The 13,353-nt window shown below is 74.6% G+C and carries 16 protein-coding genes; 4 read left to right on the forward strand and 12 right to left on the reverse strand.

The features are described from left to right. Positions 1-259 (forward strand): HNH endonuclease signature motif containing protein (locus FJQ56_RS21235; protein ID WP_140011667.1); only part of this gene is annotated, 259 nt, incomplete at its 5' end. A gap of 126 nt (positions 260-385) precedes the next feature. Here the strand turns inward: FJQ56_RS21235 and FJQ56_RS21240 are convergent. Together FJQ56_RS21240 and FJQ56_RS21245 are read right to left on the reverse strand one after the other, a co-directional pair. Beyond that, positions 386-1,081, reverse strand: a complete 696-nt coding sequence (locus FJQ56_RS21240; protein WP_140011668.1) for a GNAT family N-acetyltransferase — start codon at positions 1,079-1,081, stop codon at positions 386-388. Between the two features lie 30 nt (positions 1,082-1,111). Beyond that, complete coding sequence (locus FJQ56_RS21245; protein ID WP_140011669.1) at positions 1,112-1,672, reverse strand: TetR/AcrR family transcriptional regulator; 561 nt, start codon at positions 1,670-1,672, stop codon at positions 1,112-1,114. Between the two features lie 86 nt (positions 1,673-1,758). Between FJQ56_RS21245 and FJQ56_RS21250 the strand changes: the two genes are divergently transcribed. After that, the gene (locus FJQ56_RS21250; protein ID WP_140011670.1) at positions 1,759-2,475 is read left to right on the forward strand and encodes an SDR family oxidoreductase; all 717 of its coding nucleotides are present in this window, start codon (positions 1,759-1,761) and stop codon (positions 2,473-2,475) included. Here FJQ56_RS21250 and FJQ56_RS21255 read toward each other — a convergent pair. From FJQ56_RS21255 to FJQ56_RS21285, 7 genes are all read right to left on the reverse strand, one after another. Further along, a complete protein-coding gene (locus FJQ56_RS21255; protein WP_140011671.1) occupies positions 2,442-2,921 on the reverse strand; it encodes a hypothetical protein in 480 nt (159 codons plus the stop codon). The two genes, FJQ56_RS21250 and FJQ56_RS21255, sit on opposite strands and share 34 nt — an antisense overlap. A 73-nt stretch (positions 2,922-2,994) precedes the next feature. Beyond that, entirely contained in the window at positions 2,995-3,756 is a 762-nt protein-coding gene (locus FJQ56_RS21260; RefSeq protein ID WP_140011672.1) for a ZIP family metal transporter, read from the reverse strand. Next, entirely contained in the window at positions 3,756-4,793 is a 1,038-nt protein-coding gene (locus FJQ56_RS21265; RefSeq protein WP_140011673.1) for an NAD(P)/FAD-dependent oxidoreductase, read from the reverse strand. Before FJQ56_RS21265 ends, FJQ56_RS21260 begins: the two co-directional genes overlap by 1 nt. Further along, positions 4,790-5,335 carry an isoprenylcysteine carboxyl methyltransferase family protein gene (locus tag FJQ56_RS21270; protein ID WP_140011674.1) on the reverse strand — a complete coding sequence of 182 codons (546 nt, stop codon included), beginning with the start codon at positions 5,333-5,335 and terminating at the stop codon, positions 4,790-4,792. The genes FJQ56_RS21265 and FJQ56_RS21270 overlap by 4 nt, the downstream gene beginning before the upstream one ends. Positions 5,336-5,339: 4 nt before the next feature. Then, positions 5,340-6,419 carry a type III polyketide synthase gene (locus FJQ56_RS21275; RefSeq protein WP_140011675.1) on the reverse strand — a complete coding sequence of 360 codons (1,080 nt, stop codon included), beginning with the start codon at positions 6,417-6,419 and terminating at the stop codon, positions 5,340-5,342. Further along, a complete protein-coding gene (locus FJQ56_RS21280; RefSeq protein ID WP_140011676.1) occupies positions 6,416-7,546 on the reverse strand; it encodes an FAD-dependent monooxygenase in 1,131 nt (376 codons plus the stop codon). Before FJQ56_RS21280 ends, FJQ56_RS21275 begins: the two co-directional genes overlap by 4 nt. A gap of 10 nt (positions 7,547-7,556) precedes the next feature. Further along, positions 7,557-8,393: a UbiA family prenyltransferase gene (locus tag FJQ56_RS21285; RefSeq protein ID WP_140011677.1), complete on the reverse strand. Its 837-nt coding sequence runs from the start codon at positions 8,391-8,393 to the stop codon at positions 7,557-7,559. A gap of 56 nt (positions 8,394-8,449) precedes the next feature. Between FJQ56_RS21285 and idi the strand changes: the two genes are divergently transcribed. Beyond that, entirely contained in the window at positions 8,450-9,004 is a 555-nt protein-coding gene (idi, locus tag FJQ56_RS21290; RefSeq protein WP_140011678.1) for an isopentenyl-diphosphate Delta-isomerase, read from the forward strand. A 12-nt stretch (positions 9,005-9,016) separates the two neighbouring features. Here the strand turns inward: idi and FJQ56_RS21295 are convergent, their stop codons facing one another. From FJQ56_RS21295 to FJQ56_RS21305, 3 genes are all read right to left on the reverse strand, one after another. Beyond that, the gene (locus FJQ56_RS21295) at positions 9,017-10,117 is read right to left on the reverse strand and encodes an FUSC family protein (RefSeq protein ID WP_140011679.1); all 1,101 of its coding nucleotides are present in this window, start codon (positions 10,115-10,117) and stop codon (positions 9,017-9,019) included. A gap of 36 nt (positions 10,118-10,153) precedes the next feature. After that, positions 10,154-10,522 (reverse strand): STAS domain-containing protein, encoded by a 369-nt coding sequence (locus tag FJQ56_RS21300; RefSeq protein ID WP_140011680.1) that lies wholly within the window; start codon positions 10,520-10,522, stop codon positions 10,154-10,156. A gap of 94 nt (positions 10,523-10,616) precedes the next feature. Beyond that, a complete protein-coding gene (locus FJQ56_RS21305) occupies positions 10,617-12,872 on the reverse strand; it encodes an acetyl-CoA acetyltransferase (RefSeq protein WP_140011681.1) in 2,256 nt (751 codons plus the stop codon). Between the two features lie 78 nt (positions 12,873-12,950). Here FJQ56_RS21305 and FJQ56_RS21310 point away from each other — a divergent pair, with 78 nt between their 5' ends. After that, positions 12,951-13,337, forward strand: coding sequence for a hypothetical protein (locus FJQ56_RS21310; RefSeq protein ID WP_140011682.1), 387 nt, complete (start codon positions 12,951-12,953; stop codon positions 13,335-13,337). The last annotated feature ends 16 nt before the right edge of the window (positions 13,338-13,353 follow it).

The raw sequence follows: 13,353 nt of genomic DNA on the forward strand, positions 1-13,353 counted from the left end.
GGGCCGCAGCCAACGCCTCTACAACCGCCACCAACGCAAAGCCATGGCACTACGCGACACCACCTGCCGCGCCAGCGGCTGCACCATCCCCGCCGCCTGGTGCGAAGCCCACCACCTCACCCCCTGGTCTCGGGGCGGCCCCACCGACCTCGACGACGGCATCCTGCTCTGCCCCCACCACCACCACCTGGCCCACGACCACCGCTACGACATGCAACGACATCCCGACGGCACGTTCACCTTCCACCGACGCGTCTAGCCTCACGTGCATGAAGATGCCGTGGTCGAAGCGGTCTGCCCGCCGCTTTCGACCAGTGCCGGGCGACCCGGAGGAGTGGGAGGTCGTCTTCCGAGACGCCCCCGGCATACGAGCTCGCACCGCGCTCTACCTCTGCGTGGGCGCCCACTCGATGCCCAGGAAGCGGCGAAGGCGATCACCACCCGCGATCCGGGGCTGCACTTCCGGACGGACGAAGGAGGCGGGCGTGACCACGACGCGTTGCTCCTCTGCTCCGACCTCGCCCTGCTGCGTGTGCTGCACGATCCGTTGCCGGCCGTTGTCGGCGTACCCGACCTTGCGACTGACCGCGGCCGAGGCGTGGTTGCCCACGATGTAGCCCGACTCGCACTGGTCGGCGCCGAGCTCGTCGAACGCGAACCCGACGGCGAGCTGTCGCATCAGCGTGCCGGTCCCGGCGCCCTGGTGCGCCCTGCCCAACCACGAGCCGGTCCTCACCACGCGGGTCCGTGCGAAGTCCTTCGCGTGCAGGTCCTGCATCCCGACGAGCTCACCCTCGCGACGGACCACGAGGGCCAGGCGCCAGTCGGCGGGCGCACAGATGGCTCGCTGCGTCCACCACCACCTCACGGAGCTGGCGGGGAACCCGTCGGACGCCCCCGGCGCGAACGGCTCCTGGTGCCAGGCGCGGAGGAACGGCATGGGCGCACCGGCATCCTGGATGCCGCCGCGGACGAGCTCGACGAGCTCGGGCAGGTCGTCGTCGCGCATCACGGCGAGCTCCAGCGGTCCGCCGGCGATCCGCAGCGCGAACGGGGGGAAGATCTCCTCCAGGGTGAGCATGCGGTCCTCTCCTCGGTCGACGGTCGGGCCCTACGCGGGCGTAGGCACGGGGAGGGCCGCCATCGCGACCGCGGCGATGCCCAGGAGGTCCTCGGCGGTACCGCCGTCGCGCGCGCAGCCCGACATCCCGCGCAGGACGGTGACCAGGAACGACGCGAGGTGGTCGGTGTCGGTCGTGGCCGGCAGGTCGTGGTCGCGGACCCCCTGGTCGAGCCGGTCCTTGAGCCGCTCGCGCAGGACCTCGCGCTGCGCGCCCAGCCGGGGCTCGGTCAGCATCAGGCACCCGGCCGGCGTGGCGGGGTCGGTGTGGGCGCGGGCGGTGTCGTCGAGCACCCGGGCGATGGCCTCGCGCAGGGTCGGCAGCGCCGTGGCGCGGTCGACCGCCTCGCAGGTGCGCTCGAAGTAGACGGCCGAGGCCTCCTCGAAGAGGCGGCGCTTGTCACCGAACGCCGCGTAGAGGCTCGGGGGCGTCACGCCCATGGCCGCGGTCAGCATGGCCACCGAGGTCTCCTCGTAGCCCGCGCGCCAAAACTGCTCGACAGCCGCACGCAGCGCGGTGTCGCGATCGAAGCTCCGCGGTCGGCCGGCCATGCCACCACCATAACGTATCGATCACTACGTAATGTGCTAGCGTTCCGGACGTCAATCAATAGTGATCGCTACAGAATGGAACAGTCATGGATCTGCAAGGTGCGGTGGTGCTCGTCACCGGAGCGAACCGGGGCATCGGCGCTGAGTTCGTCGAGCAGCTCAAGCAGCGTGGAGCGGCGAAGGTCTACGCCGCCGCCCGCGACGCCGGGGCGATCCGGGCCGCGGGGGTGCACCCCCTCGAGCTCGACGTCACCGACGCTGCGCAGATCGCGGCGGCGGCCGCGGCCGCGGGCGACGTCCAGGTGCTGATCAACAACGCCGGCATCTCGACCGGCACCGCGCTGGTCGACGGCGACGAGGCCACGATCCGTCGCGAGATGGACACGAACTTCTACGGCCCGCTGCTCATGACGCGGGCGTTCGCTCCGATCCTGGGCGCTAACGGCGGTGGCGCCATCCTCAACGTCGTCTCGGCACTGTCGTGGTTCACCATGCCGAACGCCGGGGCCTACGCGGCCTCCAAGGCGGCGGCCTGGATGCTGACCGACAGCACCCGGCTCGAGCTCGCCGCCCAGGGCACGCAGGTCGTCGGGGTGCACATGGGCCTGGTCGACACCGACATGGCCCAGGGGGTGCAGGCACCGAAGATCTCGCCGGCCGACCTCGCCGGCGCCGGCCTCGACGCCATCGAGTCGGGCGCTCAGGAGGTGCTGGGCGACGACTGGGCCAGGTTCGTCAAGTCCGGACTCACCCTCGACCCGAAGGCGCGCTACGAGCAGATCTTCGGCGCCCTCGGCGGCTGAGCCGAGCTGGTCGGCGTACCGCCGCCGCGCGTGGGGACGAGCGAGCAGAGTGCCAGCAGGACCGTCAGGCCGGCGCCCGCGCCCACGAGCAGGAACAGCAGGCCCACCACCCACAGGCCGCTGTCGTCGTGGGCGGCAGCGTCCATGGCCCAGGGCACCGCGAAGCCGACGGTCGCCGACGCCGCCAGGACGAAGATCGCCGTGGTGCCGCGCGTCAGCAGGTAGGCGATCACCGAGGCCACCACGACCGACGCCCCGCACGCCAGCACCTGCCACGCGCGGTACGGACCCTGCGGAACCCCGTCGACCTCGTAGTACTCGTGGTCCCAGCCCAGGAAGGCGAACCACGCGGCGGCCGCGACGATCGCCAGCGCGATGGCCGCGAGCCAGAGCCGGCCTGCGCTGGAGGTGGTGGTGACGTGGACGGGCTGCTCGCTGGAGGTCATGGCTCAGGGTCTTCCGGCGTCAGGTGGCCGCCAGCCGTACGGGTACTCATGACCGGTCCCCGATCGGGCCAGCTCAGGACCGACTGATCGCGAACGCCGTGATGAACCCCGCGGTGCAGATCGCGCCGTTGAAGACGTGGGTCTTCTCGAAGGCCTCGGGCACCATGGTGTCGGCGACCATGGCGAGGATCGCGCCGGCGGCGACGGCGGTGATCGTGGCGACCAGCTCCGGCGACGCCCCGTCGAGGAGCAGGTAGCCGAGCAGGGCGGCGATGCCGCTGGCGACGGCGATGGCGCCCCAGACGCCGAAGACGTAGCGGGCGCTCCGGCCACTGGCCTTCATCCCGGCCGAGCTCGACAGGCCCTCCGGGATGTTGGAGATGACGATGGCGGCCAGCACCGCGACGCCGACGCCGTGTCCCGAGGTCAGCGACAGCCCGAGCACGGTCGACTCGGGGATGCCGTCGAGGAGCGCGCCGACCGCGATGGCGGTGCCGCTGCCGGACTGCTCGTCCTCGCTGGGCTGCGCGGATCCCGACTCGGTGCCGGAGCGCTTGCGGTGCCGGGCGCCGCGGGCGTTGAGGACGAGGTTGGCGGCGACGTACGCCGTCGCGCCGAGTGCCAGCCCGCCCAGGGCCGCACCGAGGCCGCCGGTGGTCTCGGCCTCGTCGACGAGGTCGAAGGCCAGGGCCGAGATCAGCACGCCGGCGCCGAACGCCATCACGCCGGCGATCACGAGGCGCGGCACCCGGACCCACCACGCGATCGCGGAGCCGACCAGGAGGGTCCCGCCGGACAGCAGTCCCCACAGTCCCGCTTGGGCCCAGACCGGCATCAGACCGCTCCCCCGACGGGTCGCGCGAGCGCGTTGACCGCGAGCGAGAAGACCGGCGGCAGGGCGCGCGCCGCCGGCACGATCGCCCCGCGCAGGGCCTTGGGCGTCGTGGCCGTCACCAGTCCTGCGGTGAGCCAGCGGTAGCGGCGCGTCACCCGCCGCCACTCCCCCTCGTAGCCGGCGACGTCGTCGGCGACGACCGCGCGCACCGCCGCCCCCGCCTGGCCGAGCGCGAGCGCGACACCCTCGCCGGTCAGCGCGTCGACGTAGCCGGCGGCGTCGCCCACGAGCAGCACCCGCCCCGCCGTACGACGCCGCGCGGACTGACGCAGCGGCCCGGCCCCGCGGACGTCGCTGGCCGGGCGCGCGTCCACGAGCCGCGCCAGCAGCTCGGGGAACGCGGCGAGGTGGTCGTCGTAGGAGCGGCGGGTGGTGGACAGCACGGCGACGCCGACGAGGTCGTCGCCCACAGGAGTCACGTAGGCCTCGGCGTCGCGCGACCAGTGCACCTCGACCCGGTCCGTCCAGGGGGCGAGTGCGTAGTGGCGGCGCTGGCCGTAGCGCGCCCGGCCCCGCGCCGGCCGGTCGAGCCCCAGCGAGCGGCGCAGCGGCGAGTGCAGCCCGTCGGCGGCGACCAGGTAGCGGGCGCGCTCGCCGCCCGCCGTGACGCCGTCGGCGTCCTGGACGACGCCGTCGACCTTGGCCTGCGCGACCTCCACCCCCGCCGCGTCGACGGCGGCGCGCAGGGCGGCGTGCAGCACGGTGCGTCGTACGCCGCGCCCCTCGCCGGCCCGGAAGCCCGCCCCGACCGAACGGCCGGGGGCGCAGTAGGTGATGCCGGTGATCGGGTGGCCGGCCGGGTCGACCCCGAGGCCGCGCAGCGCGGCCAGCGCGCCGGGCATCAGCCCCTCGCCGCACGCCTTGTCGATGACGTCGGCGCGCTGCTCGAGCACCCGCACCGACAGTCCGGCGCGAGCGGCGTGCAACGCGGTGGCGAGCCCGGCCGGCCCGCCGCCCACGACCAGTAGGTCCGTCACGTCACGGCCGGTGACGAGGAGGGGGACCGCAGGCTCGCGAGCGCCTCGTTCTCGACGCGCAGCCGCACCACCAGCAGGCCCGCGTTGACGACGGTGAAGAGGAGCGCGGTGATCCAGGCGCCGCCGATCAGCGGCAGCACGACGCCCTCGACGACGACGGCGACGTAGTTGGGGTGGGACAGGAAGCGGTAGGGACCGCCGGTGACCGGGGCCAGCCCGGGTACGACGATGACGCGCGTGTTCCAGCGCGGCCCGAGCGTCGTGATGCACCACCAGCGCAGCGCCTGGCTGGCGACGGCCAGCACGAGCATGACCACGACGAGCACCACCGGCGGCTCGGGGCGGCGTACCCACACCTCGACGAGCGCACCGACGAGGAAGCCGGTGTGCAGCACGACCATGAACGGGAAGTGCCCGCGACCGGTCTCGACACCACCGCGCGCGAACGACCACGCGGCGTTGCGCTTGGACACCACGAGCTCGGCGACCCGCTCGAGACCGACGAGGCCGATGACGACGGTGAACAGCACCTCGAGGCTCATGTTTCTAGGCTCTCAGCAGGACGAGCTCGGAGCAGAACCCCGGGCCCATGGCGAGCAGCAGGCCGTAGGAGCCAGGCTCGGGCGGGTGGTCGCGCAGGGTGTCGGCGAAGACGTGGAGGACCGAGGCCGACGACAGGTTGCCGATCGCGGCCAGCGAGTCCCAGGTGACCTGCAGCGCCTCGCGGCCGACCTCGAGCGCGTCGGCCATCGCCTCGAGCACCTTGGGTCCGCCGGGATGGGCGACGTAGAACCCGATGTCGGCGCGGGTGAGCCCGTGGTGGGCGAGGAAGCCGTCGACGTCCTCGCGCAGGTAGTGGCCCACCAGCTCGGGCACCTTGCTGTCGAGCACGATCTTGAGGCCGCCGGCGCCGACGTCCCAGCCCATGGTGCGCTCGGAGTCGGGGTAGAGGCGGCTGCGGCTGTCGAGCACCTCGGGCTGCACGGCGCCCACCTCGGCGGGGCCGAGGAGCTCGGCGGCCCGGTTGGCCCCGGCCGCGACGACCGCGGCGGCGCCGTCGCCGAAGAGACCGCTGGCGACCAGGTTGGCGACCGACACGTCGTCGCGCTGCAGCGTGAGCGAGCAGAGCTCGACCGACATCAGCACCGCGATCTCGTCGGGGTGGCCGACCAGGTAGTCGTGCAGCCGCGCGACGCCGGCGGCGCCGGCGACACAGCCGAGCCCGACGAGCGGGACCCGCTTGACGTCGGGCCGAAGCCCGATGACGCCGGCCACCCGGGCCTCCAGCGACGGCACCGCGAGACCGGTGACGGTGGCACTGATGATCAGGTCGACGTCGGACGGCGCGAGGTCGACGGCCTTGAGGGCGTCGACGACCGCCCGGGCGCCCAGGGCGACCCCGGCCTCGATGAACGCGTCGTTGGACTGGCCGAAGTCGGCGAGCTCGGCGTACTGCTCCAGCGGGAGCGCCGTGTGACGCGTGTCGACGCACGCGTTGGCGTGGAAGCGCTCGACGACGCGACGGTCGAGCTGGGCGGTCACCATGCGGTCGACGAACGACTCGGTGATCTCGGCCTGGCGGTAGCGGTGCTCCGGCAGCACCCCGCGCACGCTGAGGACTCTCATGGCTTCTCCTTGGTGGACGACGGGGACAGGTACGACGCGACGAGGGCACGCGCCAGGGCCGGGGTGACCCGGCCGCGGGCCAGGCCGAGCTCGACGAGGTCGTCGAAGACCCGCTGGTCACGGGCCGAGGCGCGCAGGCCCGCGTCGAGCACCCGGCCGGAGCGGCACAGCCGGGACGCGAGCGCGGTGTGACGCAGGTGCCGGGCGAGCAGCGGGCGGGTGGCGCGGGCGTAGCGGCCCCCGGCGCTGTCGGGGTCGCCGACGGCGATCGCCTCGGCGGCGGCGCGTCCGGCGGCCAGGCCGGTGGCGACGGCGTAGAAGATGCCCTCGCCGGTCATCGGGTTGACCAGCCCCGCGGCGTCGCCGACGAGCAGCACCCGGCCGTCGGCGGGGTGCCAGCGCGAGGTCGACAGCGGCAGGTGGTGCCCGACCCAGTCGGTACCGGCGGCGGTGCTGCCGGGCAGCAGCTCCTCGAGCCGCTCGATGAGCCGTGCCTTGGTGGGGGCCGCGCGTCCGTCGCGGAGCAGCTCGCCGTAGCCGACGTTGGCCAGGCCGTCCCCGCGGTCGAACGACCAGGCGTAGGTCGGCTGCACGTCGCCGTGCGCACCGAACGCGATCCGCTGGGTGCCGCGCTGGTCGGCCGGGGTGGGTGCGTAGCCGCGGATCGCCAGCGCCACCGGGCCCCGCGGACGACCCAGGGCCGTGCGTACGACGGAGTGGGCGCCGTCGGCACCGACCACGACGGCCGCGTCATCGAGCTCGGCGAGGCTGCGGACACGACGGCGGACCAGGGTGGCGCCGGCGGCCTGGGCGGCCTCGACGAGGCGGCCGTCGAGGATCGCCCGCGGCACGACGTACGCCGGGCGCGCCATGGTGCGCTCGACGCCGCGGCCGCCGCGGGTCAGGGACAGGGTGGTGACGGGCTCGCGGTCGTCGAGCAGCCCGGTGACCCCGACCTCCGCGAGCAGGTCGAGCACGTGGGGCGCCACCCCGTCGCCGCATGCCTTGTCGCGGGGGAAGTCGGCCCGGTCGAGCAGGGTCACCTCGAGCGACGGGTCGGCGTGGCGGGCGCCGATCGCGGCGGACGCGCCGGCCGGGCCGGCGCCGACGATGGTGAGGCCGCTCATCCGGGGCTCCTCATCGCGCGCCCGCGACCAGCAGGACGACGTCGATCAGGGCGACCGCGATCGCCGCGCGGAAGGGCCACCGGCCCCGGCCGGTCGCGGCCACCACGGCCAGCACGACGACGACCAGGAGCGCCGCCCAGGTGAGAGCGCCGGGAGACCCCGGGCCGAGGGCGGCCAGCACCGACGCCGTCAGCAGCACCGCGGCCGCGACGACGCGCGAGACCCCCTCGCCGAGGCGGTGCGGCAGGCCGCGCACGCCGGTACGGGCGTCGTCGGCGAGGTCGGGCAGCGTGTTGAGCAGGTGGGCGCCGACCCCGAGCGTCGCCCCGGCCCCCATCAGCCACCAGTCGGGCCAGGCGTGGTCCGGGCCGGCGAGCGAGACGACGGCCGGCAGGGAGCCGAACGCGACGGCGTACGGCAGCCACGACAGGACGGTGGCCTTGAGCCCGAGGTTGTAGGCGTGGCCCATGCCCACGAGCAGCACGACGTGGACCAGCCCGCTGCGCCAGCCGGCCGCGGCGGAGAGCACCAGGCACGCCACGGCGGCGGCCACCAGGCAGTGCTGCACCAGCCGCCGTGACAGGGCGCCGGTGGCGATCGGCTTGTCGGCGCGTCCGACGGCGGCGTCGCGGCCGGCGTCGAGGAGGTCGTTGCCCCACCCGATCGTCAGCTGGCCGGCCAGCACGGCCGCGGTGACGACGACCGCCGACGCGGTGCCGACGTCGAGGGCCACCGCGAGCAGGGCCGCGAGCGTGGTGACCGCGACGCACGGTCCGCCGTGGGCGGCGGCCGCGAGCGCGCCGAAGGTCCCCGGGTGGACGGAGGTGGACGCGTGTCGGACGGCTATGGCCCGACCCTCGCACGTGCCGCCCGTCGGGTCCTCACCCCTAGTGTGGGAGGCCTATGACCACCGTCACCGCCCCTGACTCCGCCACCGACGCCGACGACGTCGTCGTCCTCCTCGACGACGCGGGCCAGCCGATCGGCACCGCCCCCCGCGCGACCGTCCACTCGACCGACACCCCGCTGCACCTGGCCTTCTCGTGCCACCTGCGCGACGCCTCGGGACGCACGCTGGTCACCCGGCGGGCGCTGTCGAAGCGCACCTGGCCCGGCGTCTGGACCAACTCGTTCTGCGGCCACCCGCGCCCGGGCGAGACCTTCGAGGACGCCGTACGACGTCATGCGCGGCACGAGCTGGGCCTCGAGGTCGAGGCGATCGAGCCGCTGCTGCCCGACTTCCGCTACCGCGCGGTCGACGCCGCCGGCATCGTCGAGAACGAGGTCTGCCCGGTCTTCACCGCCCGCCCCGTCGGCGAGGCCGTCCCCCACCCCGACGAGGTCGCCGAGCTGCGCTGGGTCGAGGTCGCCGACGTCCTCTCCGTCGTCGAGCGGGCGCCGTGGGCGCTGAGTCCGTGGATTGTCGAGCAGGAGGCCGCGCTGCGGCTGCTGCTCTGACCTACCGGGACCTCAGCGAGGCGGCGGCGGCAACGCGTCCGTCGCCTCGAGCTGGCCGAGCCCGGTGAGCATCAGCAGGTCGACGATCACCGAGCGCAGCTGCGCGAGCACGACCTCGGCGGTCATCTCGTCGGCGCGCTCGACCCGGCCCGTCGCAGCGCCGATCTCGAGGAGCCGGTGGCGCAGGTCGCCGGGCGCCTGGTCGTCACCGAGCTCGGTGACCATCCGCTCCACGACCGTGGCCAGCTCGCCGGCGAGGACGGCGTACGCGTGCGGGACCGGGCGGCGGCGGTAGGCACCGACCGCGACCTGGCGCACCAGCACGCGCGTCGAGCGCAGCGCCCGGTCGAGCGGGCCGACGATGTCGGCCATCCGACGGATCCCCGGTCGGTGCCGGATCCGGAACGGCGAGGAGGCGACGACGGCCATGCCCTCGTCGGCGGCGGCCTGCAGCCGTCGGACGAGGTGGTCGGTGGCGCGGGCGTCGTCGAGCAGGTCGAGGCCGCGCTCGGCGTCGCCGTCGTCCATCACCTCGGAGGCGGCGCGCAGCAGCTCGGCGACCTTGGCCAGGACCACCGCGGCCTGCTCGCGCGGACGGCGCAGCGGGGCCGACGGCACGACGGTGGCCGCCACCAGCGCGACCGCCCCGCCCACCAGGGCGTCGGTCCAGCGCAGCAGCGAGTCACCGGCGCCGGGTGCGAGCGCGGCGACGAACAGCGCCTGCACGGCCGCCTGGTTGACGAACAGGGTCCCGGCGTCGAGCAGCACCGCGGACGTCATGGCGAGCCCGACGATCAGCGCGATCTGCCACGGGCCGGACCCGAGCCAGACGACGAGCAGGTCGCCCAGGAACACCCCGATCGCGACGCCCGCGGTGACCTCGGAGACGCGCCGCAGCCGTTGGGCGTACGACGTGCCGAGGCTGACCACGGCCGCGATGGGCGCGAAGACGGGCACCTGGTGGCCGAGCACGTCGTGGGCGACGAACCACGCGACACCGGCGGCGATCGCGCACTGCGCCACCTGCCAGCGCTTGTCGCGGAAGCGGTCCAGCCGCTGGGCCAGGCTGCGCCGGCCGCGTTGGCGGCCGCGCTCCAACGACACCAGCTCCATGAGTGGGGACTCTGTCACGCCTCGGAGGGCTGGGACTCAGCCGGCGGCGGTCCGGTGCTCGTCGATGCCGGGGTGCTCGTCGCGCACGTCGACCCGCAGCACCCGGTCGAGCGCGGTCAGGCTGAGCACCGTGGCCACCGGCGGCGACGGGCGCCAGACCACCAGGTCGATGCGCAGCACCCGCGCTCGCTTCCAGGTCGCGACCAGCACGCCGAGACCGACCGAGTCCATGAACGTGACCTCGGAGAGGTCGATCACCAGGAGCGAGCACCCGTCGATCAGCGCGTCGTTGAGGAGTCGGCGGATCGCGCCGACCTGGAGGACGTCGACATCGCCGGCGAAGGCGAGGGTGACGCAGTCACCGTGTCGCTCGCTCGACGACGAGAAGCCTGTGCTGGCACTCATGAGCCCTCCTGACGGAGCACATCCTCGCCGAAGATCCCCGCTGCGGCCATCGCCTTACAGGTGAAGTCTCCCCCGGGGTCGCCCCGCGCCGCGGCTACTCGCCCAGCAGCGCGTCGTCGTAGGCCTGGCGCGGTCGACGTACGGCGGCCAGCAGGTCGGGCTCGGCGGCCGCCTCGGCGAGCACGGCCAGGGTGCTGCGTACGGCGTGGGGCGGCAGCGCCGCGAGGTCGTCGGCCCAGGCCCGCGCGACCGTCCCGGCGTCCCCGGCGGGGACCACGCGGTTGGCCAGCCCGAGCGCGACGGCCTCGACGGCCTCGACCCGGCGGCCGGTGACGGCGAGCTCGGTGGCCACGCGCGGAGGCACCAGGCGCGGCATCCGGACCAGTCCGCCGTTCTCCGCGAGCCGGCCGCGGGCGACCTGGTCGAGCGCGAGGACGGCGTGGTCCTCGAGCACGACGAACGGGCAGGCGAGCAGCGCCTCGAGCCCGCCGCCCAGGGCGTCGCCCCCGACCGCCGCGACCACCGGCTTGGTCACCCGGCGCGCGGTGAGCCCGGCCCAGCCGGAGCGGGGCAGGTGGTCGGGCTCGCCGGTGAGGCCGTCGGGCAGGTGGAGCACGAGGACCAGGGCCGAGGGATCGGCCTCGAACGCGTCGAGCACGGCTGCCAGCTCGTGGTGCCCCTCGGCGCTCGGCGTCCCGGGGACGTCGACCTCGACGACCGCGCCCGCCGCGTCTCGTCGTACGACGACGTGGTCGTAGGCCTCGCGCCACCCGACGGGCGCGCGCGGGACCAGCTCGTCCATCCGCTCGCGGGTCAGCGTCACCCGGTTGGCCGGTCCGGTGGCCCGGACGAACAGCCGCTGGCCCACCGGCTCGAGGTCGCCCTCGAGCCAGTCGACGAGCTCGTCGTCGCCGGGCACGCCGGCGGCGACGAAGCGACGCCCCTCGGCGGTGCGGCCGACGACCAGGCCGGTGCGGCCCGACCGCCCGTGGCGCACGGTCCAGGTCTCGACGGTGGCCCACCCGTCGGCGGGCTGGTCGTCGAGCGGGACGCGCGGGCGCCCGTCGACCGCCGCCTGGAGCAGGTCGTCCTCGCCCGCGCGCCACGGCGCCGGGTCGGTGGAGTAGACGCCGACCGAGACCTTGGACAGGGTGCCGCCGTTGGCGCTGACGACGCCGACCGTGCCCGGCTCGGCCCGGGTGCGGGCCACGACCTCGGCGATCGCGTGCAGCGAGTAGTTGTTGCCCGGCCCCCCGAAGAACGGCAGCCCGCCGGTCAGCGTGAAGCCGCGCGGGTCGTCCGGCTCGAGGCCGAGGCCGTCGAGCAGCTGTGAGACCGCGAACGGGAAGCAGGAGTAGAGGTCGAGGAAGTCGACGTCGTCGAGGGCCATCCCGGCCATGCCGAGCGCCGCGTGCACGGCGACGGGCTGGGTCGGCGCCGAGGCGAGGTCGGGCCGGTCGTAGAAGTCCTGCTCCCGAAGGTCGCAGTGGCCGTGCAGGAACACCCAGCGCTCGCGGTCGATGCCGAGGCGCTCGGCCGTCGCGACCGACGTCAGCACGACGGCCGCCCCCTGGTTGACCAGGTCACGCGAGACGACCAGCCGGGTGTACGGCGCCACGATCATCCGGTTGCGCTCGTCGACGGCCATCAGGTCGCCGGCCGCGATCTCGGTCGGCGCGACGGCGTACGGGTTGGCGGCGGCGACGCGCGTGAACGGCGCGAAGAGCTCGCCGATCGACGCGGCGTACTCGTCGCGCGTCTCGCCGCGCGCCGCCCGGCGGGCGTTGTCGCCCAGCGCGTAGATGCCGGCGATCTCGTGCAGCCCGTGGACCAGCGACCGGCGGGTGACCATCCCGCGCAGGCCGTAGCCGCGGTCCTCGAGCTGCCCACCCGGGTCCTCGGACCAGTCGGGCTGCCCCGGTCCGGCGAGGTGGCGATGGGTCGACATCGCCTCGCCGCCGGCGACCAGGACGACGTCCGCCCGTCCCGCCGCGATCTCGCCGGCCAGCTCGGTGACCAGCCTCTGCGGCGACTGCCCGCCGCCGATCTCGAGGATCGCCCGCGCCGGGTCGGCACCGACCCGCTGCGCGATCGAGCGCGGCACGTTGGTGGAGCGGCCGAACGGTACGGCGGTCAGCGGCGTCGAGCTCTCGAACTGCCGCGTCGCCGCGACCACGTCGACCAGCGCCGCGAGCGCGGCCGGGTCGGCACCGGTGTCGGCGAGCGCCGCCCGCGCGGCGCGGGCGGCCAGGTCCACGGGCGAGAGGCCCACGTAGTCGGCGTCGTCGATCCGCTCGATCGTCTGTCCGACGCCCACCAGCACCGGCGTCCTCGGGTCCAGGTCGGTCACCGGGTCAGCCTAGGGAGTGCTCCGGCACGGTCTCCTGCGGCGTCGGTGCCGACTGTCCCGATGGCAGGATGGGCGCCCGTGACCGACTCCGACCAGCCGACCCGTCCCAGCATCTGGAGCGACCTGGCCCCGACCCTGGCCTGGTTGGCGCTGTTCGTCCTGGCCACGATCATCGCGTTCCTGGCGTTCTACCCACCGCACGTCAACTTCGAGCGCGACGCGGCCGAGCCACGCTCCGGCACGGTGTGCACGTCGGTGGCGGTGGCCGGGTGGCCCCACGCCAACGCCAGCAGCGTCGGCGACGGGGTCGACGACGTGGGACGGGCTCCCGGGTACGACGACGCCGTGTCGGCCTGCCAGACCCGCCGGACGGGCGCCGTGGCGCTCATGGCCGTGCTGACCGTGCCCATCTCGCTGACGGGGTGCTGGCTGATGGTGTCGCGCCCACGACGTCGATCGGCCTAGGTGCGGTCGATACTGG

The organism is Nocardioides plantarum, assembly GCF_006346395.1.
Lineage (GTDB): Bacteria > Actinomycetota > Actinomycetes > Propionibacteriales > Nocardioidaceae > Nocardioides > Nocardioides plantarum.

Excerpts from the sequence above, each read along its gene's own strand:
- FJQ56_RS21275 (WP_140011675.1), bottom strand. The coding sequence starts at position 6,419 with ATGAGAGTCCTCAGCGTGCGCGGGGTGCTGCCGGAGCACCGCTACCGC.
- FJQ56_RS21250 (WP_140011670.1), top strand. The coding sequence starts at position 1,759 with ATGGATCTGCAAGGTGCGGTGGTGCTCGTCACCGGAGCGAACCGGGGC.
- FJQ56_RS21240 (WP_140011668.1), bottom strand. The coding sequence starts at position 1,081 with ATGCTCACCCTGGAGGAGATCTTCCCCCCGTTCGCGCTGCGGATCGCC.
- FJQ56_RS21255 (WP_140011671.1), bottom strand. The coding sequence starts at position 2,921 with ATGACCTCCAGCGAGCAGCCCGTCCACGTCACCACCACCTCCAGCGCA.
- FJQ56_RS21270 (WP_140011674.1), bottom strand. The coding sequence starts at position 5,335 with ATGAGCCTCGAGGTGCTGTTCACCGTCGTCATCGGCCTCGTCGGTCTC.
- idi (WP_140011678.1), top strand. The coding sequence starts at position 8,450 with ATGACCACCGTCACCGCCCCTGACTCCGCCACCGACGCCGACGACGTC.
- FJQ56_RS21245 (WP_140011669.1), bottom strand. The coding sequence starts at position 1,672 with ATGGCCGGCCGACCGCGGAGCTTCGATCGCGACACCGCGCTGCGTGCG.
- FJQ56_RS21300 (WP_140011680.1), bottom strand. The coding sequence starts at position 10,522 with ATGAGTGCCAGCACAGGCTTCTCGTCGTCGAGCGAGCGACACGGTGAC.
- FJQ56_RS21260 (WP_140011672.1), bottom strand. The coding sequence starts at position 3,756 with ATGCCGGTCTGGGCCCAAGCGGGACTGTGGGGACTGCTGTCCGGCGGG.
- FJQ56_RS21295 (WP_140011679.1), bottom strand. The coding sequence starts at position 10,117 with ATGGAGCTGGTGTCGTTGGAGCGCGGCCGCCAACGCGGCCGGCGCAGC.
- FJQ56_RS21280 (WP_140011676.1), bottom strand. The coding sequence starts at position 7,546 with ATGAGCGGCCTCACCATCGTCGGCGCCGGCCCGGCCGGCGCGTCCGCC.